The following is a 22,646-nucleotide window of genomic DNA, read 5'->3' on the forward strand; positions in this document are numbered from 1 at the left end:
CGAGTCGAAACCCGGGATGGACGCCTTGATTTCGACTCGCTTCGCTCGCTCAATCAGCGGTGAGGTGGCTCCGCTCGCTCAATCAGCGGTGAGGGATCCCTCGGCCTCGCGGCACGCGTCGGCCCGCGCGAGCAGGGTCTCGATCGCGTCGTGGAAGCGGCGCGTCGGCGCGCCGGGCGAGGTGTCGCCGAAGTAGCGGCTCGACCATGTCGTGAGCCGCTCGCGCGCCGCGTCGTCGCCGATCACCCGGTCGAGCACCGCGTCGATCCGCGGGGTCTCCGACGCGTCGAGCCACTCGCAGACGCTGAGGTAGCCGCCCTCGTCGACCTCGGCCTCCGGGTCCGTCGGCCGGGTCACCATGATCGGCCTGCCCGTCGCGAGCCGGTCGTAGACCATCGCCGAGATATCGCAGATGGCGACGTCGGGCAGGCTCAGCTGCCAGCCGAGCCCAGGTGCGGTGTCGTAGACGTGCTGGGCCGAGGGATCCTGGCGGTTGGCCTCGTCGATCATGGCGATGATGCGCTCGTTGGCCGCGCCGAACTCGGGGTCGACGACGCCGCTGCGGGGGTGCGGACGGTAAACCACGCGGTGCCTGCCCGTCGCGATGAGCCGCCGCACGAGGTTCTCGCCGTGCGTGGCGACGGAGCCGTAATGCGCTGCCGGGCGATCACCCTCCCAGGTCGGCGCGTAGAACACGACCGTGCGATCGTCGGGCGTGAACGGCGGCTCCCCCGTCAGGTGGTCGGTCTGGGGCCTGCCGATGGGGATCGTGCAGCGCTCCACGTCGTAGTCCCAGAGCGCCTTCGACAGGCGGGCCCGCGCGGCGTCGCCCGCGACCAGCGCGTAGTCGTACGCCTTGTGCTGGTTGCTGGTCATGTACATCTTGTCGCTCTCGCCGTGATTGATGAACACGTGCCAGCGCCGCCCGTAGCGCATCATCTGGAAGTTGCGGGTGTTCTGGTTCACGTAGAGGATCACCTCGAGCGGCTGCCGCTCGATGACCTCCTCGATGTCGGTGACCTTCTGCACGAAGGCGACCTCGAGGCCGCTCTCCTGCATGAGCAGCCCGGCGCCCGCCGCGTTGCGGGCGAGCACGAGCACGGGCCAGCGCTTCGACAGCTCGCGCAGCGGCGCGTACCACTGCCGCATCTGGTAGATGTTCACGTCGCTGTCGGCGAAGTAGACGCCGACGCGGAAGCGTCCCAGGGGCAGCTCCCCCCGCTCCTCGACCCTGCGCCGGGTGTCCGCGAACACCCGCCGACGCTTGAGCACCCGCTTCGCGAGCTTGACCGCGCGCACCACGTCCTTCGCCACATGCATCGAACCAGCATATCCGCGCGCGGCCGGGAAACCCCCGCGCGTGCGCAGGCACGATGTGGGAGGATCGACGGGTGATCCCTCTCCCCGAAACACCCGCCGTGAGCTACGTCATGCCGGTTCTCAACGAGGAGGGGTTCTTGGAGGCGGCCGTGCGCACGATCCTCGCGCAGGACTACCCGGGCGAGAAGGAGATCGTGCTCGCGCTCGGCCCCTCCCGCGACCGCACCGACGAGATCGCGGAGCGCCTCGCCGCCGAGGATCCGCGCGTGCGTCTCGTCGCGAACCCCGAGCGCGACATCCCCGCAGGGCTCAACCGCGCGATCGCGGCGAGCCGCAACCCCGTCATCGTACGCGTCGACGCGCACTCGGAGCTCACCCCCGACTACACCCGCCGCGGCATCGCGACGCTGCGCGAGTCGGATGCCGCAGACGTCGGAGGCATCATGCGGGCGGCCGGGCGCTCCCCCGTGCAACGGGCGATCGCGCGCGGCTACAACAGTCCCTTCGGGCTCGGCGGAGGCGCCTACCACGGCGACGGCGCACCCGGGCCGGCCGAATCGGCCTACCTCGGCATCTTCCGCAGAGACGCGCTCGAGGCGGTCGGCGGCTACGACCCCGCGATCCTCCGCGGCGAGGACTGGGAGCTGAGTCTCCGACTGCGGCGCGCGGGCTACGGCGTGTGGTTCGATCCCTCGCTGCAGGTGACCTACTGGCCTCGGGCGAGCTTCGGGGATCTCGCGAAGCAGTTCTTCGCGACGGGCACCTGGCGCGCCGTGCTCGTGCGTAGATACGGCAGGGCCAACCCGTGGCGCTTCTTCGCGCCCGGCACCCTCGTCATCGCACTCGCGGTGAGCGCCGTCGGCCTCCTGCTGCTTGTCGCCCGCGTGCTCCCCTGGGCCTCCTGGTGGCTCCTGCTGCTCGCCCCGGCCGTGCTCTACCTGCTCGGCATCGGCTACGCGACGATCCGCATTCCGGAGCAGCGTGGGATCGGCGACCGCCTGCGCACCGCCGCGACGCTCGTGACGATGCACCTGAGCTGGGGCACCGGGTTCCTGCGAGGGATCCTGTTCGGCGGCGGGCGGGTCGTGGACCGCTCGAGGGCCTGAGCCCGGGCCCCGTCCGCGGCCGAGTACGCGCGTCGCCCGCGGTGAGGCTCGTCACCCCGGCGCGACGCGGTCGCCTACCCGGAGCTCCCGCCTCAGTCGAGCGCGCCGCGGTCGACGAGCGCGTCGACGACGCGTTCTGCGGCATGCCCGTCGTCGTGCGGGGCGAAGCGCTCGCGCCAGGCGCGCGCGGCGTCGGCGGATTCGCGCATCCAGGCCGCGTCCGATCCCTCGTCGCGAAGCGCCCGGGCCATGCCGACGACCTCGTCGCGTCGCGACAGCAGGGGGCCGGGCGCCTCGCGCTCGAAGTCGAAGGTGAAGCCGCGCTCCCGGTCGCGATACGCCTCGAGGTCGGGCACGAAGAACAGCAGCGGGCGGCGCGCGACGGCGGCGTCGAACATGACCGACGAGAAGTCGGTGACGACCACGTCCGACGCGAGCAGCACGTCCTCCACCGAGGGGTGCTGCGAGGCGTCGATCACGCCGCCCGAACCGACATAGCCGCCGAACGCGTGCGTACGGGTGTGGCCCCGCACGATCACGGTCCACTCCTCGCCGAGCTCGGCTGCGAGGCGGTGCACGTCGAGATCGTCGACGAGGGTGAGTCCGCCGTCGCGCCAGGTGGGGATGTAGGCGAGCACCGACGTTCCCCGGCGCACGCCGAGCTCCTCGCGCGCGGCGCGAACCGCGATGGGGTTCAGCTCGTGCTCGCCGAGCACGGCGCTGGCGAGGCGATCGTCTCTCGGGTATCCGAGCTCGAGGATCTCGCCCCTGAACGCGTAGCTCGAGCGGAACTGCTCGGTGGAGTGGGGGTTCTGGGAGAGCATGAGACTCCAGCGCCGGCTCTCGCGGCGAACGGCGAGCCGGGTGCGCAGACTCACGTTCGGGCGGCCGAGCGCCAGGTGCTTGAGCATCGTGCCGTGCCAGGTCTGCAGCACCGTCTGGCCGCGCCTGCGGCGGAAGCCGTACCTGAGCCAGTCGTTGACGACGAGCAGCCGCGCGTAGCGGCGGGCGGCGAACCATTCGCGGCCTCCGACGAGCAGAGGGATCGCCCCCTCGGGCACCTCCTGGCGCTCGCTTGTGACGCTCCAGTACCGGGTGGTCTCAGGGAACCGTGCGGCGATCTCGCGGTCGATCGCGAGCGGGTTGCAGCTCACCTGGCGTCCGTAGAAGCTCTCGAAGAAGACGGCGTTCTCCGCGATCAGCTCGCGGGCCGGCGTGCGCAGCCTCCGCACCTCGGCGAGCACGTGCGCCGCGGCTCCGCCCTCGGGGTGCGCATGGAAGCGGGCCGCGAGCGCCCGGGTCTCGGCCTGCGCCGAGCGGAGCACCGCACGGTTGCCCGCGAGCTCGTCGAGGCGCGACACGACGTCGGCCCAGTCGCGTGCGATGCGCCCCCCGCTCGTCACCTCGAGCGGCTCGTAGAGGCCGCGGCTGCCGACGTAGCTTTCGAGGTCGGGGGCGAACCAGACCACGGGACGCCCGAGCAGCGCGTAGTCGAGCGCGATCGACGAGTAGTCGGTGATGACGGTGTCGACGCCGCCGAGCAGCGGGGTGACATCGGGAGCGACGGCGGCCTCGAGCAGGTGGATACGACCTCCGAGGAGGTGCGAGTAGGCGCCGCGGCCGAGCGGGTGGGGGCGGATCACGAGGTGCGCGTCGAGGCGGTCGAGCGCGGCCCTGATGATCGCCGTCTCCGCCTCGGTCGGCACGGCGGGGTCGGTCTCGCCGTCCCGCCAGGTCGGTGCGTAGAGCAGGATGCGGGCGCCGTGGGCGATCGGGGCCGGGCCGGATCCCTCGCCGTCCGCGAGGTCCGCTGCGGCTGCCGGATCCACCACGCCCGCGGCGCCCTCGGCGCGTCCGGCTCCCGCGGGGCCTGCTGCGAGAAGGGCGACCAGCCGGGCGCGTGCCGCCCGGGCCGCAGCGGGATCGACGGCCTGCACGGCGAGTTCGTCGTCGCGGGGGTCGCCCAGCACGCGCACCTTGCCCGGCTCGACGCGGAACGCCGACCGCAGGCGTTCGGCCGCGACGACCGATCCCGCGACGTAGAGGTCGACCTCGCGCGATCCCACGAGGTACATGCGCTTCAGCAGCGCCCTGATCGGGGCGGGCCCGCGCACCGAGGTCGTGACGGAGGTGTCGAGGTGCAGCCGTTTGAGCGGAGCGCCGTGCCAGAGCTGCACGACGAACCCGCCGAACACGCCGAAACGATTCGCGTCTCCCAGGCCGTGGGTGACGACGATGACCGCGGCCCTGAGCGTCGCCCAGTATCCGGCGCGACTGCTGCGCAGGACGGGTTCGAATCCCTCCGCGCGCGCCTCGTCGGCCTCTGTCTCGTCGGACACGAGCCAGGTGATGCGCGCCTGCGGATCCTCCTGCCGCAGTCGGCGCGCGAGCGCGAGCGCCCCCTCGCCCACTCCGATCCCGCTGCCGAACACCCAGCGCTCCGGTGCCCGGGGTATGAACCACGCGAGCACCGCGGAGAGCAGGTATTTGGGAAGCGCGAGCAGTTTGGCGAGGTTGCCGCTCGCGAATCGGAAGCCGCCGGTAGTCATCGCAACCACTGTAGGGCATGGCGAAGGCCGGCACGGCGGCGCGAGCCGCTGCCGTGCCGGCCTCCGGGTACTACCACTCGAGCCGGTCGAGCGTCGCCGTGGTCTCGGCGGCCTTGCCTCCACGGGTGTAGTCGATCTTCACATCGCTGCCGCCCTCGTTCATGCGGATCAGCGCCGAGACAGAGGTGCCGTCGGCGGCGGGGATCCCGTTCACCGCGGTGATCACGTCGCCTGCACGCAGTCCGGCCTTCTCCGCGGCCCCGCCCGGGTTGACCTCGATGAGCAGGCCGCCCGCGTGGTTCGCGTCCTCGTCGGTGTCCTGGCTCGAATCGCCGACCGAGGCGCCGAGCAGGCCGTGCGAGGGCTGCTCGCCCTTGATGAGCGCATCGGCCACCCGCGAGGCGAGGTTCGACGGGATGGCGAAGCCGAGGCCGTCGCTTCCCGCGGTGCCGTTGGAGCTCGTCGGCGAGGCGATCGCCACGTTGATGCCGATCAGCTCGCCCTGGTCGTTGAGCAGGGCGCCGCCCGAGTTGCCCGGGTTGATGGAGGCGTCGGTCTGGATGACCGGCAGCGTCACAGTGCCTCCGGACGACTGCTGCTGCCCCTGATCCTGCTCGGGGGTGCCGAAGCGGAAGTCCCACGGGAAGCCGCCGCCCCCGTCGCCCTGGTCCTGATCCTGGCCCTGACCCTGCGAGGGATCCTGCGGGATCAGCGGGCTTCCGACCGAGATGCCCCGGTCGACGGAACTGATGACGCCGCTCGTCACGGTGTTGGCGAGGTTCATGGGAGCGCCGATCGCCACGGTCACGTCGCCCACGTTGAGCTCGGAGGAGTCGGCGACTTTCACGGCCGGAAGGTTCTCCGCGTCGACCTTCACGACGGCGAGGTCGGCGTAGGGATCCACCCCGACGGTCTCTCCGTCGAGGATGCGCCCGTCGCTGAGCTTGACGCGGATCGCGGCGTCCGTCCCTGCTGCCCCGTCGAGCGTGACGACGTGCGCGTTCGTGATGATGTAGCCGTCCTCCCTGTAGATCACGCCCGATCCGGAGCCGGAGGCGCTCGACCCCGCGACCTCGAGCGTCACGACGCTCGGAGTGGCGACCGCGGCGACGCCCGAGATGGCGGTCGCGCTCCGGGAGTTGCTGAGCGTCAGCGTTCCGCCGCCCTGCGCGGTCGAGTTCGGCTGTGCGACGTTCGACGCCACGATGGCGGAGACGCCGCCGCCCACCACGCCGCCGAGCAGGGCACCGATCGCGAGCCCCGCGAGCAGGGCACCGGTGCGGCTCTTCGGCTGCGCCGTCGCGGTGTCATGACCGTGCAGAGGCTCCGCCTGCCCCTGCTGCTCGTGTGCGAAGGCCTGGCCTGCCGCGAACTGCGGCTGCGCGGTCTGATCGCCGTGCTGATGCGCATCCTGCGGCTGGGCGGTGCCGAACTGCGGGTTCTGCGGCTGCGCGGCCTGATGCTGCTCCTCAGCCGGCACGTGCCCCGCGTGCGGGGCCGCAGGATACGCGCCCTGCTCGGGAAGCGGGACGGTCGGCTGCGTGTAGGCGGCGGTCGGGGCGGTCGGCGCCGACTCGGTCGGGGTGCCGACCGACCGCTCCGCGTGCGGAGCCTGGTTCGGGGCGGACGGTTCCTGGTCAGGCGTGGTGCTCATGGAAGGCTCCCTTTCTCGTTGGAACCAGCATGCCGACGCAACTTATGAAAATCATTTGCGACTGCTGCAGGGGTGCTGCGGATCGGGGCGCCGCATCGACGACGCCCCGATCCGGGGACGCATCCGCAGGATCCATCGACAGGGCTTCACGTGCGGGATTCACGCGGGGCTCGCCCGCGGCACTCCCCCGATTGGTCCGCCTGAAGGGTTCGTCCGCAGGGTCTACCCCAGCCCTCACGCGCAGCTCTCACTCGCGGAGCCCAGCCCCTCCGCTCCGCCTTCTCGCCGCCAGAAGCATGGTCAGGCCCGCCCCGGCGAGCGGCACGACCCCGAGCAGGGCGAACCGGGGGTCGACTCCACCAGTCGCCGAGAGCTCGGTCGCGGCCGATGTGTTCGGCGCGGGAAGAGGCCGCTCCTGATCGAGGATCTCAGTGCGCTCGTTCTCGAGACCGCACGCGCCTCGGTGCAGTTCCACCCGCTCCCCGGTCTCGGGGTGCGGCATCGTCAGATCCTCGACCCAGTATCCGACGCCCGTGCTCCGCGCCACGATGCGCGGCGATGACACGCGCCCCGCAGCCCGCACCTCGACCCTCGCCGTGGTGGCGACGGGCTGCGCGAGACAGCGCTCCTCCTCGGTCATCGCGGCCAGTTCGGTCTCCTCCCAGAGCACAGGCTCACCGTTCTCATCGGTCCTCGGCTCCCATCGCTCGTCGTACTTGGGCTCGCCGGCCGCGGGGGCGAGGTAGTACGCGAAGCCCAGCTCGGCACCGGCCGGCACGAGACCCTCCACGAAGGCGACATCTCCGAAGGCCTCGCCGACGACGGCGCTCGGCTGCGCCTCGGTGCGTACCGTCGGTACCGAGATGCGCGCGGTCTCGGAGGGCACGCCGAAGTCGTCGCACCACTCGGCGATCAGCCCGCGGTGCTCCTCGGACTGCTCCTCGGAGAGCAGACAGGCCTGCACCGTGACCCATCCGCGCGTCTCGAAAGGCAGCTCGATCGGGGCCACCTCGATCTCCCCGGTGCTGTCGATGTCGGCGAAGACCCGCGCGATCTCGCCGACCCCGGGCGGGGGCTGCGGCGCTCGTACCGGTTCCTCGGCGCTCCCGTATACGGTCAGTCTGATCCTGGCGGGAATCCTGGAGCCGTTCTCATCGCGCAGCCAGGCACCGTGACGGAGCGAAGCCGTCAGTCGATCCCTCAGCACGAGCGAATCGAGCGCCAGTTCGCGCGACTCGAGTTCGGTGCTCCAGTGCAGCGTCGAGGGAACCGTCTGCCCCTCCTCGGGCAGGCCGAAGCGATCGGCGAAGCCGTACCCCGACGGCAGCAGTCCCGCCGCGCGCACCTCGGGCCGCTGTTCCGACTCGTCGATGCGCCACACCCAGGAGTAGTAACCGGCTTCACCGGGCGCCGCATCGATCTCGGCGCGATACTCCCCGGGCCCGCGGTCGGCGATGAGCCTCGCCCGCCCGGCCACCGGCGCGCCCTGCGGTGCGTGATCGGCAACTGCCTGCGGGTGGGAGAACGGTCCGTAGAGCACGCCTTCGGCGACGACCGGCGCATACTCGACCGAGCCGTCGGCATGCCGCCTGGAAGCCCAGGGCGTCTCTCCTTCGAGCGTCGAGAGGGTGACGAGATCGGAGAACCTGCCCGTTCCGCGCTCCACGATCGGCTGGTCGGTGCGCGTGGACAGCACCGGCGCGAAGCGTGTGTCGATCACCGCCGACACCGGGCCGAGCGGAGCGCGATGGGCGTCTTGCAACGGGCCGACCATCGAACCCAGATCCTGTTGGTTGGCCTCGGTCGCGCTGTGCAGCATCACCTCGGCGGGCCACACCTCCTCGACGTGATTCCACTCCCCCGTCGCCGTGACGCGGTGCTCCCGCTGCCAGCCCTCGGCGTGCAGTTCGGTTGTCCACGAGGCGCTGCCCGCCGCGCCTCCGTCGACCCGCAACTCGGCGCCGCCGCCCTCGAACACGGCTCCCTCCAGGGTGATCGCGGTGGTGCCGGCCGGGTAGTCGACCCGTCCCCTGCCCTGCTCAGCGTCGAGCGCCAGCGACAGCTCTGCTTCGGGAACCGGAGTCGAGCGGGGCCCGGTCGCAGCCTCCGCCTCGGCCAGAAGGGATCTGGCGTGCGCGAGATGGTCTCCGCCGCCGTGGGCCGCGATCCACCCGAAATGGTGGTCGAGCCAGGGCGAGGTGCCGGAGTCGTAGCGCAGCATCCATATCGCGATCTGCACGACCGCCGCCATGCCGGGATCGGCGCTCTGCCCGTGCTTCGTCAGCAGCCAGTTCATCCTGCGCAGCGACTCGCCCGACATCGGGCCGACCGAGACCGTCCCGTTCCAGCCGGTCTCGTCACGGGCCTGCGTCGTATAGCCGGTCAACGTGCCAACCGGCACGGGCGTGTTCTGCGCTGCGCGCGGCTCCGACGCCCCCGGCTCGACGCAGTAGACGAGCTGGCCCGTCGAGCTGAGAAACGCCCCGACCTCCCAGCCGCCGAAACTCACCCCGTGACTGTACGACGCCGCTCGCGCGGGGCTCGGCGCCGCGGCGGGCATCACCGTCGCGAGCATCCCGACCAGCAGCACGATCGAGGCGAGGAATCCGAAGCGCGGCCCGCGGCGCGGCGCATCAGGAACTGGGATCTTCATGTGGGGTCTCCTTCCGCGACCCGAGTGGGCCGTGGCGACCATGCTCATCGCTGAAGCGCCGGCCCGCAGACGCCATCCACAGCGGCTGGGACACGCCGGATTTGCATTCGTTCAGATCCGTGCTAAAGTTAATTCTTGTGCCGCGGGGTGGAGCAGTTCGGTAGCTCGCCGGGCTCATAACCCGGAGGTCGTGGGTTCAAATCCCGCCCCCGCAACCATGAGGAAGGCCCTGATCAGGGAAAACTGATCAGGGCCTTCCGCCTTTCCCGGATGTGCCGATGCGTCAGAATCCCGTTGCACGGCGGCCGGATCCGGAACCGGGCTGGCGATTCCAACGCCCAGGAGGCGGCACGTGGGAGCGGAAAGTACGTTCTCACGACTTTCTTCGCCCTTCCCCGTTCTCCCTGTGGACGACGTTCCGGGGTTGACCGGGTGATCGGATCATCGGCTGAGACGAGACCGCCCGGGCTCGCCCGGTTGGCTCATCTCCGTCGGCCTGGCATCGTAGTGGTCATGAGCACGACACCCACGATGCGAGCCGCCGTCCAGCACTCCCTCGGAGCACCCGAGGTGCTCGAGGTCGTCGAGATCCCTCGGCCCGAGCCGCGCACCAACGAGATACTCGTGCGCGTGCGCGCGGCGGGCATCAACCCCACCGACTGGAAGCACCGCGCACGCGGAGGGTTCATCGGCGATCCCCCGTTCGTGCTCGGGTGGGATGTCTCGGGCGTCGTCGAAGCCGTCGGCGTGGGCGTCGCCCGCTTCCGGCCGGGAGACGAGGTCTTCGGGATGCTCTCCTACCCCTTCGGGCACGGCTCGCACGCCGAGTACGTCGCAGCCCCGGCGCGCGTCTTCGCACCGAAGCCGGCATCGCTCGACCACGTCCAAGCCGCGGCCCTGCCGTTGGTCTCACTGACGTCGTGGCAGGCGCTGGTCGAGTACGCCGAGCTGCAACCGGGGCAGCGCGTGCTGATCCATGCTGCGGCCGGCGGCGTGGGGCATGTCGCCGTGCAGATCGCGAAGGCGCGCGGAGCGCACGTGCTCGGCACCGCGAGCGAGGCCAAGCACGACTTCCTGCGGAGTCTGGGCGTGGACGAGCCGATCGACTACCGGAACCGGGACTTCGCCGAGGTCGCGAAGAACGTCGACGTCGTCTTCGACACCATCGGAGGCGACACCTCGCTTCGTTCTCTCCGCGCTCTGCGCCCGGGCGGGATCCTCGTCTCGATCCTGCCGATCGGTTCGGACGACCTCTACCGCGAGGCCGACCGCCTGGGCGTTCGCGCGCTGCGCATGCTCGTCGACTCCTCCAGGGCCGACCTCGGTTCGATCGCCGAGCTCGTCGAGGCCGGCAGGCTCCGCGCCACGATCGCCGAGACGTTCCCCCTCGACAGGATCGCCGACGCCCACCGGCTCGGCGAGACCGGCAGAACTGCGGGCAAGATCGTGATCACGATGGAGTAGTCGCGGCCTCACCACGCGCAGTCTCACCAAGCGTCACCTCTCTCGGATCTGGCAGCTCATTCGGATCGAAACGGGGCTCTGAATCCGAATGAGCTGTCAGGTCCGAGCGAGGGATCGAGCACCGCGAGGGATCGCGCACGACCGGGGATCGAGCCAGCACCTCCGGTACCATGCAAGCATTCCCGAACGCACGACAGCGAGGAAGCCCATGGCCGCGAAACAGCCCGCGATGTCCCCCTCCGACATGCCCGTCGCGGAAGTGCTCGACCGCGTCACGGGGCCGCGACGCGCGGAAGCCGACGAACTGCTGGCCCTCCACGCCGAACTCACCGGCGCCGAACCGGTCGTATGGGCCCGCCGCATCATCGGTTTCGGAGAGTACGAGTACCGTTACGAGAGCGGGCACGGCGGCCGCATGCCGGAACTCGCCTTCGCCACCGGTTCGGCCAGGCACACGCTCTACCTGGTCGACGACTTCGCGGAGCGCTGGCCCGATCTCATGGAGCGTCTGGGCCGGTACCGGGCGAGCAAGGCCTGCCTCTACCTCACCCGGCTGACGGGCGTGGATCGCTCCGCGCTGCGCGAACTCCTCGAACGATCCCTCGCCGAAAGCCGCTCCCGGGCGGTGTGAGCCCGCTTCGCCTCTCCACTGCGGTTTCGACTCGTCGATGCGCTCCTCGTTCAACCGGCGGTGCGAGCCGGACTCGCATCACCGCTGCGGTTCCGAATCACGGAGCCCGCGAACTGCGAAGGGCGCCCTCTGTAGGAGAGCGCCCTTCGAGTCGGGGTGAGGGATCGCGGGACTACTCGTCCTGCAGCGCGATCTCGAGCGCGGCGCGCAGCCGCTCGTCGGCCTCGCCGTAGGCGGCCCAGTCGCCGTTCTTCATAGCCGCGTCGCGGTCCTTGAGCGCCTGGCTCATGTCGCGCAGCGCGGCGGCCACGTCGGTGCTCTGCGATCCGCCGCCCGAGCCGGCGGACGAGCCGTCGTCGGGCGGGGTCGTCCCGTCGTCCGGCGCATCGGGCGTCTCCGTCTGGTCGACGTCGCCGTCACCCGCGCTCGCACCCGAGTTTCCGCCGAAGAGCACGTCGAGCGCGCCGTCGAGCGTGTCCTCGAACGCGATCTCGTCGCCGAACGAGACCAGCACCTTCTGAAGCAGCGGGAAGCGCGTGCCCGAGGTCGCCTCGATGTACACCGGCTGCACGTAGAGCAGACCGCCGCCGACGGGGAGGGTGAGCAGGTTGCCGCTGATCACCTTCGTGCCGCGCTGGTCGAGGATGTTCAGCTCCGTCGACACCTTGGGGTCCGTGTTGAAGCTGTTCTGCACCTGTCCGGGGCCGGGGATCGTGTTGCTCTTCGGCAGCGTCAGCAGCTTCAGCGTGCCGTAGCCGTCGGATACCTTACCGTCCTCGGAGCCTGCGTTGGAGTTCGCTGCGAGGTACCCGGTCAGGATGTCGCGCGCGCCCTCGCCTCGGGCGTCGGGGATGAAGGTCGAGTAGATCGAGTAGCTCGGCTCGGCACCCGCCCCCGCTGCGAGGGTGAGGTAGTACGGCGGCTGCGCGAGGGACTGCTCGCCGTCGCCGGTCTGCCCGACGGGATTCGCGGGCGTGCGCCAGGCGTCCTCGCGCGAGTAGAAGGCGCCGGGGTCGCTGACGTGGTAGGTACCGAGCAGTTCGCGCTGCACCTTGAACAGGTCGGTGGGGTACCGTACGTGGCTGAGCAGATCGCCGCTCATGTCGGAGACGCTCTTGAGGGTTCCCGGGAAGATCTGCCCCCATGCCTTGAGCAGCGGGTCCTCCTCGTCCCACGCGTAGAGGGAGACCGAGCCGTCGTAGGCGTCGACCGTCGCCTTGACCGAGTTGCGGATGTAGTTGACCGGTTTCGGCATGACGTTCACCCGCTCGTTGTCGGCGTCGACGGTGAGGGCGTTCATGTCCTGCACCTCCGAGTAGGGGTAGTCGGCCGACGTCGTGTAACCGTCGACGATCCAGACCACCCGGCCGTCGACCACGGAGGCGTAGGGTGCCGAGTCGAGGGTCAGATACGGCGCGACCTTCTGCACGCGGTCGATCGGATTGCGGTCGTAGAGGATCTGCGAGCCGTCGACCACGGCGCCCGAGAGCAGCACCTCCATGTCCTGGAACTTGAGCGCGTAGATCAGCTTGGTGAAGACGTTCGAGAGCTCGGGCCCGCCGTCGCCGGCGAAGGTCGTGAGGTTCTGCCTGGAGCTCGTGTCGCCGGATTCCGCATCGGCCGCCTCGGTGTCGGCGTTCTCCTGATTCTGCGCGGGATCCTCCGCCGGTGCCGCGGCCTCGTCCTGCTCGGCCGAGGCCTCCGCCTCGCTCTCGGCGTCTGCGGGGTAGTCGAGCTCGATCGGCTTCTTCCGCTCGCCGCCGACGATCGAGTACTCCGGCGAGTTCATGCCGAAGTAGACGCGGGGCTCGAACTCGCCGAGCTTGCCGCTCGTCGGGATTCCGCTCTCCAGGAAGACCGGCTCGCCGCCCGGAGAGCGCTGATTGCCGTATGCCGCGACGAGTCCGTAGCCGTGGGTGTAGACGAGGGTCCGGTTGTACCAGCTCTCGTCGTTGGAGACGTTGATGTCGCGCACGGCGGAGACCGTATCCTCCACGCTGCCATCGATCTCGTAGCGGTCGACGTTCAGCGAGTTCGGAAAGGTGTAGTACTGCTTGCTCTGCTCCAGTTGCGCGAAGGTGCGCGAGATCACCTCCGGGTCCATGATGCGGATGTTGGCCGTGGTGACGGCGTCGTTGCGCAGGGCGCCAGGCTCGGCGTCGGTGACCGCGTCGTAGCGTTCGGTCTCCACGGCGTCGATGCCGAATGCGGCCCGGGTCGCGTCGATGTTGCGCTGGATGTACTCGGCCTCGAGGCTCTTCTCGTCGGGCTTCACCTGGAACTGCTGCACCGCCCACGGGTAGCCGATGCCGAGCACGATGCTCGAGATGAGGAACAGCGCCGTACCGATGACGGGCAGTCGCCACTTGCCGGTGAAGGCGGTCACGAGGAACAGGACGGCCACGAGCACGCCGATGCCCGCGAGGATCTGCTTGCCCGGGATCACCGCGTGCACGTCCTGGAACATCGCGCCGGTCATGAGCCCCGACGGGTCGTTGAGCAGGCGGTACTGGTCGAGCCAGAGACTCACGCCCTGCAGCAGCAGGTAGAGCGCTGCGAGAATCGCCGCCTGGATGCGCGTGGCCTTCGAGACCCGCACATCGCGGCCCGAGAACGAGATGCCGCCGTAGAGGTAGCTGGTGGCGACCCCGCCGATGAGGGAGATCAGCATCACGGCGGAGGCGAAGCCGACGACCCCCTGCAGCAGCGGCAGGTCGAACAGGTAGAACGAGGTGTCGAGGCCGAACTGCGGATCCTTCTCGCCCGTGGGAGAGCTGTTGAGCCACAGCAGCGCGCGCTGCCACTGGGTCGCGGCGGAGAAGCCGCCGAATGCGCCGATCACGGCGGGCAGCGCCCACTTCACCAGGCGGCGCAGCGGTTCGAAGATCTCCTGGTAGCGGTCGAGCTGGGCCGTGAGACGCGCGTAGACGGGGCGCTTGCGATAGGCGATGTCGATGGACAGGAAGACGGGGATCGCCATTCCGAAGAATCCGATCAGGAACATCGTGCCCGCGGCGATCCACTGGGTCGTCAGGACCGGGAGGAAGTCGAGCTGGCGGTACCACAGCACCTCGGCCATGACGGCCGCGACGCCGAGGAATCCGAGGATCAGCACCACCACGAGCACGATCGTGATCGCAAGCGGTGAGAAGCGGCGCCCCCGCGGGGGCCGGGTTGAGGCGTTCTGGTCGGTCACGTCCCTCTACTTTCCTGTCCGGACTGCACGAGCTCGAGGCAGTTCGTACCAGCCTAGCGGGCGCCGCTGACACTTCCCCGGATCGGTCCGCTCAGCCGGCGGTGCAGCGCTCGACACCCGAGGGAGACCGCCCCTCGGCGACCGCCTCGACCGCTGCGACGGCCTCTTCGAGTGTGGCCACCGGCGCGACCTCGAGCCCGTCGGGGATGCGCTCCGGGAGATCGGCGCAGTTGCCGATCGGCATGAGGAAGAGCCCGCCCCCGGCCCGCGAGGCCGCCCACATCTTCTGCTCGAGGCCGCCGATCGGCCCGACCTCGCCGCTCGAGGCGATGGTGCCCGTGCCGCTCGCCTGCACCCCGTCGAACAGGGATCCGGGAGTCATGAGCTCGACCACGCCGAGCGAGAAGACGAGGCCGGCGCTCGGGCCACCGATGTCGCCGAGCGAGAAGTCGACCTTGCGGGGCAGTTCGTACTCGGATGCGACGGTCGTGCCGAGCATGGGTTCGCTCCCGCCATCGGGTACGACGGGGGTGACGGCCGTCTCGACCTCCGCGCCGTCGCGCTCGACGACCAGTTCGAGGGGTTTCCCCGCTCCCGAGGCGACGATGCGCTCGCGCAGCTCCGCGTAACCCGCGACGGGCGCACCCCCGGCCTGGACAATCACGTCGCCCTCGAGCAGTGCTCCGACGGAGGGGCCAGGGTCGATGACGGCCGCGACCTCGATCCGCTCCGGCACATCTTCGCCCAGATATCGGAAGGCCGCGGCTGCGGCCTTCGCCTGCGAGTCGTCCATCAGCACCGTGTTCGCGGCGTCGCGCTGCTCCTCCGTCGTGCCGCTCGGGAAGACCTCGTCGACGGGCAGCACCTGCTGAGAGGGATCGATCAGTGCGGGAACGAGCGAGAGCCAGCTCCTCGGGTGCTGGGGGCTCCCCGCCACCGAGACGGTGAGCAAGCGGAGGGATCCCTCGCCGTCCGATGCCGGGGCGCCCCGAACCTCGATGACCGGCTGCGTCTCTCCGTCCTCGAGTTCGACGTCTCCGAGCACGTCGACCGTCGGGCCGGGGCGCTCGATGACGAACGGGGCGGGGATCACGGCGGCGAGCAGCAGCAGGCACGCGGCGACCGCCGTCCACAGCCACCTGCGCAGCACCCGCCGCTCGTCCTCGACGGTGCGCATCGGCTCGAACTCCTGCACGATGCTCCTCGGCGGATCGGGCGCCGGGAGCCGGGCTGCTCCTGTTCGCAGTGGGCGCAATGGAAATGGGATGCGACGGTCAATCTAGCAGGCGGAACCGGGTGTCGTGCCGTAGCGTGGAATCGGACGAGACGAGGAGATTCGGCTATGGGCGCGGACGAGCACGGCAAGGATTTCGAGGAGCTGCAGCGCATCCTGAGGGAGATGCTCTCGGGACAGGGACTGCCCGAGGGCGGCATGGACGCCGAGCAGTTCGCGAAGGCCGCGGGCATCCCCGCCGACCCCGCGACCCTGCAGGGCCTCTTCGCCACACTGCAGGGGGCGATGCGACAGCCGAGCGAGGGCATCGACTGGTCGGTGACCCGCCGCACGGCGATCGAGGTCGCCGGTTCGGGCGGGTCCTCGGGCGATCCCGCTCCCGCCATGCGGGCCTTCCCCGTCGCGACGCTGTGGCTCGACGAGGCGACGGAGATCGGCGCCACCCCCGACGCCCCGCGAACCCTCACTCGCATCGAGTGGGTGCAGCAGACCGTCGACACCTGGATCGGCTTCGCGGAGCCCGTGGCCGAGTCGATCAGCCGGGCGCTGATGGAGGCGCTGCAGAGCCAGATGCCCGAGGAGCTGAGCGGGGCGCTGCAGGGAGCGGCCCCCATGCTGCGCAGCGTCGGCGGCGCTCTGTTCGCGGTGCAGCTCGGCACGATCGTGGGCAAGCTGTCGGGCGAAGTGCTGTCGGCGGGCGACATCGGCATTCCGCTCATGTCCGGGCAGGGCCGCGAGGGCGGTGCGCTGCTGCCGAGCGGCGTCGAGGCGTTCGCGGAAGGGCTCGAGCAGGATTCGGAGACGGTGACCCTCTATCTCGCCGTGCGCGAACTCGCCCACGCGAGGCTGTTCAGACACGCGAAATGGCTGCGGCTGCACCTGACCACGGCGATCACCGATTTCGCGCGAGGGATCCGGATCGACACCGATCTGCTCGAGGAGACGGCCCGCGAGCTCGACCCGTCGAGCCCCGAGCAGATCCAGGAGCTCATCTCGGGCGGCGCCCTGATCCCGCCGAAGACCGAGGCGCAGCAGGCCGCGCACGCGCGGCTGGAGACCATGCTCGCGCTCGTCGAGGGCTGGGTCGACGTTGTCACGGCCGATGCGGCCAAGCGCATCCCGGGGGCCGAGGGCATCGCCGAGATGGTGCGCCGCAGGCGAGCGGCCGGCGGGCCGGCCGAGCACGCGCTGAGCGCGCTCGCCGGGCTCGAGCTGCGCCCGAGGCGGCTGCGCGACGCGGCTGCCGTGTGGCGGCTCGTCGCCGAGCGCAGCGACGCGGCCACCCGAGACGGTCTGTGGGCGCACCCCGACCTGCTGCCGACCGCGGAGGAACTCGACCATCCGGCGCGACTGCTGGAGCGGCTCGGAATCGCCGGGGCGGGCCCGAGCCTCGCGGACGACGAGTTCGATGCGGCGCTCGCGCAGCTGCTCGACGGCGAGCTCCCTCCGCACGAGGGCGAGGACGGCGAGGGATCCGAGGGCCGCTCGTAGCGACCTCCCGCCCGCACCGCCGGCCCGGCGAGCGAAGCGAGTTCGAAGCCGCTCCCCCGCCCACCGGTCGAGCTCCCCCGCTTCTCCCTCCACAGCCTCAGCGATGGCTGTTTTCTCGTCGTTTCGACATCTTCCGCTGTGGATAACCGGATCTGCCCGCCCCGCGGGGCGCAGACTCGTTCCATGAACACCACCACCCTGATCCACCCCGACCTCCCGCTCTGCTGGGAGGACGCCGACACCGTGCGTATCGGTTTCGATCGCGCCGTCGCCCGTGTCCACCGGCCGACCGCGGCGATGCAGCGCCTGATCGGCGCGCTCCGCTCCGGCGTGTCCTCCGACCGACTGCAGAGCGAGGCGAGGCGCACCGGAACGACGCCGCAGGAGGTGCAGCGCGTGCTGGAAGCGCTGCGCCCCGCACTGCTCGAAGAACGACGCGGACCGCGTCGACCCGTGGCCCAGCCGCTCCGGCCGCTGCGGCCGCTGCGCACGGTGATCCACGACGACGGCCGGCCCGTCGCCGGGCTGCGCCGCGCGCTCGGGGCGACAGAGCCGTGCGACATCGACACGCTCGACACCGCCGAGCAGTGCGAGCTCATCATCCACGTCGAGCGCTATCTCGAACCCCTCGAACAGGCCCAGCGCTGGCTCTCCGCCGGAATACCGCACCTGCTGCTGCGATTCACCGACCGCGCCGTGCACGTCGGACCCGTCATCGAGGCCTCGGGCGCGCCCTGCCACAGCTGCGTCTCGCTCGCGCTCGTCGCAGCCGACGCCGCTCTGCCCGTGCTGGCGACCCAGCTCCACGGGCGGGTGCCGCAGAGCGAGACGGCAGCCGCGGCGGAGCTGGCCGCCGCATATGCGGCGCTCGTGGTGCGCGAGTGGTTGGCCGGGAGGAGATCGGCGCGGAGCAGCCGGTGGGTCATCCCAGTGACGTTCGGCTCCGTCTCGGGCCCGCCGTCGCTCGAAGCCGTGACGCCCCACCCGGGATGCGGATGCGGCGAACGGCTCGAAGCGCCGCGGGCGGCACCCCGTGATCAGCGGAGGACCGTGATGAGCCGAGGATCGTGACCGGTTCGGCACGGTGATCAGCTGAGAACCATGGCCATCCGAGAACCGGGATCAGCCGAGGATGCCTGCCTCGGCGATGAAGCGCGACGGCTCGCGCGCCGCGCGCCCCGTGCCCGAGACGCCGGAGATCAGCAGTCGATCCCTCGCCCGGGTGAAGGCGACGTAGGCGAGGCGCCGCTCCTCGTCGATCGCCTCGTCGTCGACCGCGTGCGCGATCGGCAGCAGCCCCTCGGTCATGCCGACGAGGTGCACGAGCGACCACTCGAGTCCCTTCGCTGCGTGGATGGCGCTCAGCGTCACCGCGTCGAGCGTCGGCTCGTGGTGCGCGCGCTGCCGCGCGATCAGCTCGTCGCTGAACTCGACGATGCCGGTACCCGGCGGCATCTCGTCGACGAGGGCGAGCAGCGCAGAGAGCGCCTCCCAGCGGTCGCGCTGCGCCGCGCCCTCCGGCGCGTTCGCGGTCCACCCGATCGCGCGCAGCGCGTCGCTCACGATCTGGAAGAGGGGCCGGGAGTCGGCGACCTTCGACTCGCCGCGGATCAGCATCACCGCCTGCCGCACATCGGCGCGGTCGAAGAAGCGCTGGGCGCCGTGCACGCGCACGCCGATGCCGCGCTTGCGCAGCGCCTCCTCGAAGCGGGCCGACTGCGAGTTGGTCCGGTACAGCACGGCGATCTCCGCGGCGGGCACACCGCTCGCGATCGCTCCGGCGATGGACTCCGCGACGGCCTCGGCCTCGTCCTGATCGCCGGCGAACCACTCGAAGCCGGGCTTCTCGCCGCCCCCCTCGCGCATGGCGTGGAGCCGCAGGGCGCCCGGCCGGTCGCGCATCAGCCGATTCGCGACGCGCACGATCGGCTCGAGGGAGCGGTAGTTGCGCTCCAAACGGATCTCCCTGGCGCGGGGGAACTCGGAGCCGAAGCGCAGCAGGAACGAACTCGTCGCACCCGTGAACGAGTAGATCGTCTGACTCGCGTCGCCGACGACGCAGACGTCGTCGCGCTCGCCGAGCCACGCGCGCAGCAGCGCGTGCTGCAGCGGCGAGACGTCCTGATACTCGTCGACGGTGAAGAAGCGGTACTGCTCGCGCACCTGCAGCGCCACCCGCGGCTCGGTCTCGAGCATGCCCGTGAGCAGCATCAGCACGTCCTCGAAGTCGGCCTGCCGCCGCTCCTCGAGCAGTTCCGCGTACTTTCGCTGCACATCGACCAGCTGCTCGGGCGTCAAGCCCTGCGGGATCGCCCGCGTCGCGAGCCGCTCGGCGTAGGCCTCGAGGCTCAGCATCGACACCTTGCGCCACTCGATCTCCGCAGCGATGTCCCGCAGCGCCTCTCCCCCGAGCCGCAGCCCGAGCGCCTCCACCGCCTGCGACACCGTCGCGACTTTTCCCGCGAGCATGCGGGGCGCGGGGCCGCCGACCACCTGCGGCCAGAAGTGGTTCAGCTGCGCGAGCGCGGCACCGTGAAAAGTCTGCGCCCGCACGCCCGCGGCTCCGAGCGCGCGCAGACGCCCCTGCAGCTCACCCGCCGCCTTGCGGGTGAAGGTCACCGCGAGCACGCGCTGCGGGTCGTACACGCCGCTGCGCACACCGTGCGCGATGCGGTGGGTGATCGCCCGTGTCTTCCCCGTCCCCGCACCGGCGAGCACCGAGACCGGCCCCCGCAGGCACTCCGCGATCTCGCGCTGCTCGGGATCGAGCGCATCGAGGATCGCGTCGCGGCTATTCAAGGCCGACTGCCCCGTCGCCCTCCGCGACCCAGCGGTCGAGCATCCACCTGGCGATCGACGCGCCGGCGGGCAGCCTGATGCCCGGCTCCGGGTGGCGCACCTGCTCGCGGGTGAACCACCGCAGCTCCGAGATCTCCTCCGGGTCGGGCGTCAGCTCCTCGGGGTCGGCGCCGGGCGCGAGCCGCGCCCGGAATCCGAGCATGAGCGAACGCGGGAACGGCCACGGCTGAGACGCGACGTACTCCACCTCGCCGAGGCGCACGCCCGCCTCCTCGAACACCTCGCGCACCACCGTCTGCTCGAGCGACTCGCCGGCCTCCACGAACCCGGCGAGCAGCGAGAAACGGCCGGTCTCCCACAGGGCATTCGACCCGAGCAGCACCCGGTCGTCATGCTCGATCAGCACGATCACGGCCGGATCCGTGCGCGGGAAGTGCTCGCCCCCGTGCTCGTCGTGCCTGGCCCAACCGCCGAGCGCGGGCGCGGTGGCTCTGCCGTCCCGCGGCGAGAACCGGGACGACTCGTGCCACCGCAGCAGCGCCGACGCCACGCCGAGCAGCTCGCGGTCCACCTCGGAGAGCGCGAAGCCCACCTCGAAGGGGTGCCGCCACTCCGCCCCGGCCGGAGGCTCATCGCCCGGCGCCGCCGCCACGCCGAACACGGGCCGCCCCTCGGCCCGTCCGAGGTAGACGTGCCCGACGCGCCCGTCGTCTCCGACAGTCTCGAAGGATCCCTCGACCGGGGTCAGCGCGAGCCGGTAGCCGCGGCCACCCGTGGCCGAGCCGCCGGCCTCGAAGCCGTCGGCCCGAGCGCCGCCGAAACCGGCACCCGCAGCACCGTCGATCGCAGCGTCCTCGACCGCCGCAACCACCGGCGCCTCGACCCCGCGCAGCCTGAGCAGCCCCGCTTCCGGCTCGGCCCAGGCGGCCTCGAGCGCCTCGCTGCTCATCCTCGTGGTGGCGTCGCGATCCAGCATCCCGCTTGCGAACGGCGGCTTGTCCACGCTCATCGATTCCCTCTCCTCCGTTTCCCCGGCCAGGGCACCCGTCACCGGATCCTGCGATCCGTGTCCGCGACGGTGCGCGTGGCGCGGGGACTCCTGCGGCGCAGATGCCTACCCTGAGTACATGGCCAGTCTCCCATTCACTCTAGCCGCGCTCGCCACATCGGCCGTGCCGAACCTCGAGGTGCTCGGGGTGAGGGGTCACGACGGGGATCCCGACTTCGCATCGGCCGTCATCGCCACCGACCGCGGCGAGCTGCTCGTGCGCGTGCCGCGCAGCGAGGCCGCCGAGGTGCGGCAATCGGCAGAGATTCTCGGGCTCGCCGCGTTTTCCGAGGGATCCAAGACGCTGCTGCCGTTCGCCGTGCCGGAGACCCTCGGCCTCACCCGGGCCGGTGAGACCCGGGCGGTGATCTCGACGCTGCTGACGGGGTCGCGGTTCACCGCGGAGGATCTCGCCGAGGATGCGCTGCTGCTCGAGAGCATCGCGGAGACGCTCGCCGCGATCCACGACCTCCCCGGCACTGTCGCGCAGCAGGGCGGGCTGCCCGTGCGCAGCTCCCGCGACCTACGACTGCAGGCCACCCGTGTCATGGATCGCGCCTCGGCCACCCGACTGCTGCCGCGGACGGTGCTGGGCCGCTGGGAGCGGGTGCTCGAGAGCACCGAGCTGTGGGACTTCTCGCCTGCCATGGTGCACGGCTCGCTCGACGCGGACCAGCTCTACGTCGACGCCGACCGGATCATCGGAGTCGACGGCTGGTCGGAGTTCTCGATCGGCGACCCCGCCGGTGACTTCGCCTGGCTGCTCGCAGCCGGCACCGACGTGCTCGACTCGGTGCTCGCGCGCTACGGCAGGATCCGCAGCGCGGGGTCCCTCCCCTCGCTGCGAGCCCGTGCGGTGCTCTACCGAGAGCTGGAGATCGCCCGCTGGCTGCTGCACGGGGTCGAGGCGCACGATCAGCAGGTGATCGACGACGCGGTCGACATGCTCGACCGGCTCGTCGACAGCCTCGTCGGCACCGCTCCCGTGCTCGCTCGCGCCACGCTCACCGAGGAGCAGGTGGAAGCGATGCTCGAGGAGACCCCCGAGGTCGTCGACCGCCTTTCCGAGACGGCGGCGTACGAGGCGCTCGACGAGGATCGCATGTTCGGCGTGGAGACGGCGTTCGTCGAGACGCCCGACGAGGCCGAGCCGGCGGGTGCGGAATCGGAGTCGGGCCCGGGTGCGGAGACCGCTGACGCGGGCGAGGGATCCATCGCGAACGCCGACGAGCAGGAGACCGCCGCGATCGATGACGAGGATCTGCCCGCCAAGGAGCGGGGCTAGCTGTACCCGGTCAGGACGTTGGTAGCAGCGACGGGCTTGTGAAACAGGAGAACCTCCGGGCTTAGTGGAGATGTCTAACGTCTTCACCCATTCCCGGAGGTTCTCGTGACCCACCGTAACGCCCGTCTGACTCCTGCTGGTAGGCGATTGATCATTCAACGTCATCAGCAGGGCTGGAAACAATCCCATATCGCTGCCGCGATGGGTATCTCGCGC

General features: G+C 70.8%; 14 protein-coding genes, 1 tRNA gene and 1 pseudogene. 8 read left to right on the forward strand and 8 right to left on the reverse strand.

Going from position 1 to position 22,646, the window contains the following annotated elements; all coding sequences use genetic code 11:
* Positions 1-78: 78 nt before the first annotated feature.
* Complete coding sequence (locus tag J4H91_RS12475) at positions 79-1,320, reverse strand: CDP-glycerol glycerophosphotransferase family protein (RefSeq protein WP_208046589.1); 1,242 nt, start codon at positions 1,318-1,320, stop codon at positions 79-81.
* Between the two features lie 53 nt (positions 1,321-1,373).
* Between J4H91_RS12475 and J4H91_RS12480 the strand changes: the two genes are divergently transcribed.
* Positions 1,374-2,426 (forward strand): glycosyltransferase family 2 protein, encoded by a 1,053-nt coding sequence (locus J4H91_RS12480; RefSeq protein WP_208046590.1) that lies wholly within the window; start codon positions 1,374-1,376, stop codon positions 2,424-2,426.
* A 92-nt stretch (positions 2,427-2,518) separates the two neighbouring features.
* Here J4H91_RS12480 and J4H91_RS12485 read toward each other — a convergent pair whose 3' ends face one another.
* The 3 genes from J4H91_RS12485 to J4H91_RS12495 form a co-directional block, all read right to left on the reverse strand.
* Entirely contained in the window at positions 2,519-4,975 is a 2,457-nt protein-coding gene (locus J4H91_RS12485) for a CDP-glycerol glycerophosphotransferase family protein (RefSeq protein WP_208046591.1), read from the reverse strand.
* A gap of 70 nt (positions 4,976-5,045) precedes the next feature.
* Entirely contained in the window at positions 5,046-6,629 is a 1,584-nt protein-coding gene (locus tag J4H91_RS12490; RefSeq protein ID WP_208046592.1) for a S1C family serine protease, read from the reverse strand.
* Between the two features lie 247 nt (positions 6,630-6,876).
* Positions 6,877-9,282, reverse strand: coding sequence for a hypothetical protein (locus J4H91_RS12495; protein WP_208046593.1), 2,406 nt, complete (start codon positions 9,280-9,282; stop codon positions 6,877-6,879).
* A gap of 141 nt (positions 9,283-9,423) precedes the next feature.
* Here J4H91_RS12495 and J4H91_RS12500 point away from each other — a divergent pair.
* From J4H91_RS12500 to J4H91_RS12510, 3 genes are all read left to right on the forward strand, one after another.
* Positions 9,424-9,500 (forward strand) — tRNA-Met (locus J4H91_RS12500).
* 295 nt (positions 9,501-9,795) lie between these two features.
* Complete coding sequence (locus tag J4H91_RS12505; protein ID WP_208046594.1) at positions 9,796-10,746, forward strand: NADP-dependent oxidoreductase; 951 nt, start codon at positions 9,796-9,798, stop codon at positions 10,744-10,746.
* Positions 10,747-10,954: 208 nt separating this feature from the next.
* On the forward strand, positions 10,955-11,377 hold the full coding sequence (locus J4H91_RS12510; RefSeq protein ID WP_208046595.1) for a DUF1801 domain-containing protein: 423 nt from the start codon (positions 10,955-10,957) through the stop codon (positions 11,375-11,377).
* 172 nt (positions 11,378-11,549) lie between these two features.
* On the opposite strand, the gene J4H91_RS12515 is transcribed toward J4H91_RS12510, so the two are convergent.
* Positions 11,550-14,573, reverse strand: coding sequence for a UPF0182 family protein (locus tag J4H91_RS12515; RefSeq protein WP_208046596.1), 3,024 nt, complete (start codon positions 14,571-14,573; stop codon positions 11,550-11,552).
* A gap of 91 nt (positions 14,574-14,664) precedes the next feature.
* Positions 14,665-15,768, reverse strand: coding sequence for a YlbL family protein (locus J4H91_RS12520; RefSeq protein WP_341783540.1), 1,104 nt, complete (start codon positions 15,766-15,768; stop codon positions 14,665-14,667).
* Positions 15,769-15,915: 147 nt separating this feature from the next.
* On the opposite strand from J4H91_RS12520, the gene J4H91_RS12525 reads away from it, so the two are divergent.
* Both J4H91_RS12525 and J4H91_RS12530 read left to right on the forward strand, forming a co-directional pair.
* On the forward strand, positions 15,916-17,298 hold the full coding sequence (locus tag J4H91_RS12525) for a zinc-dependent metalloprotease (protein ID WP_208046597.1): 1,383 nt from the start codon (positions 15,916-15,918) through the stop codon (positions 17,296-17,298).
* A 183-nt stretch (positions 17,299-17,481) separates the two neighbouring features.
* Positions 17,482-18,369: a hypothetical protein gene (locus J4H91_RS12530; protein ID WP_208046598.1), complete on the forward strand. Its 888-nt coding sequence runs from the start codon at positions 17,482-17,484 to the stop codon at positions 18,367-18,369.
* A 51-nt stretch (positions 18,370-18,420) separates the two neighbouring features.
* Here J4H91_RS12530 and J4H91_RS12535 read toward each other — a convergent pair whose 3' ends face one another.
* Both J4H91_RS12535 and nudC read right to left on the reverse strand, forming a co-directional pair.
* Entirely contained in the window at positions 18,421-20,097 is a 1,677-nt protein-coding gene (locus J4H91_RS12535) for an ATP-dependent helicase (RefSeq protein WP_208046599.1), read from the reverse strand.
* The gene (gene nudC / locus J4H91_RS12540; RefSeq protein WP_208046600.1) at positions 20,090-21,106 is read right to left on the reverse strand and encodes an NAD(+) diphosphatase; all 1,017 of its coding nucleotides are present in this window, start codon (positions 21,104-21,106) and stop codon (positions 20,090-20,092) included. Before nudC ends, J4H91_RS12535 begins: the two co-directional genes overlap by 8 nt.
* A gap of 118 nt (positions 21,107-21,224) precedes the next feature.
* Here nudC and J4H91_RS12545 point away from each other — a divergent pair, with 118 nt between their 5' ends.
* Together J4H91_RS12545 and J4H91_RS15670 are read left to right on the forward strand one after the other, a co-directional pair.
* Positions 21,225-22,430, forward strand: a complete 1,206-nt coding sequence (locus J4H91_RS12545) for a phosphotransferase (protein WP_208046601.1) — start codon at positions 21,225-21,227, stop codon at positions 22,428-22,430.
* Between the two features lie 105 nt (positions 22,431-22,535).
* Positions 22,536-22,646 (forward strand): annotated as a pseudogene (locus J4H91_RS15670) (leucine zipper domain-containing protein); the annotation flags it as partial.

It is taken from the genome of Leucobacter ruminantium, assembly GCF_017565705.1.
Taxonomy (GTDB): Bacteria; Actinomycetota; Actinomycetes; order Actinomycetales; family Microbacteriaceae; genus Leucobacter; species Leucobacter ruminantium.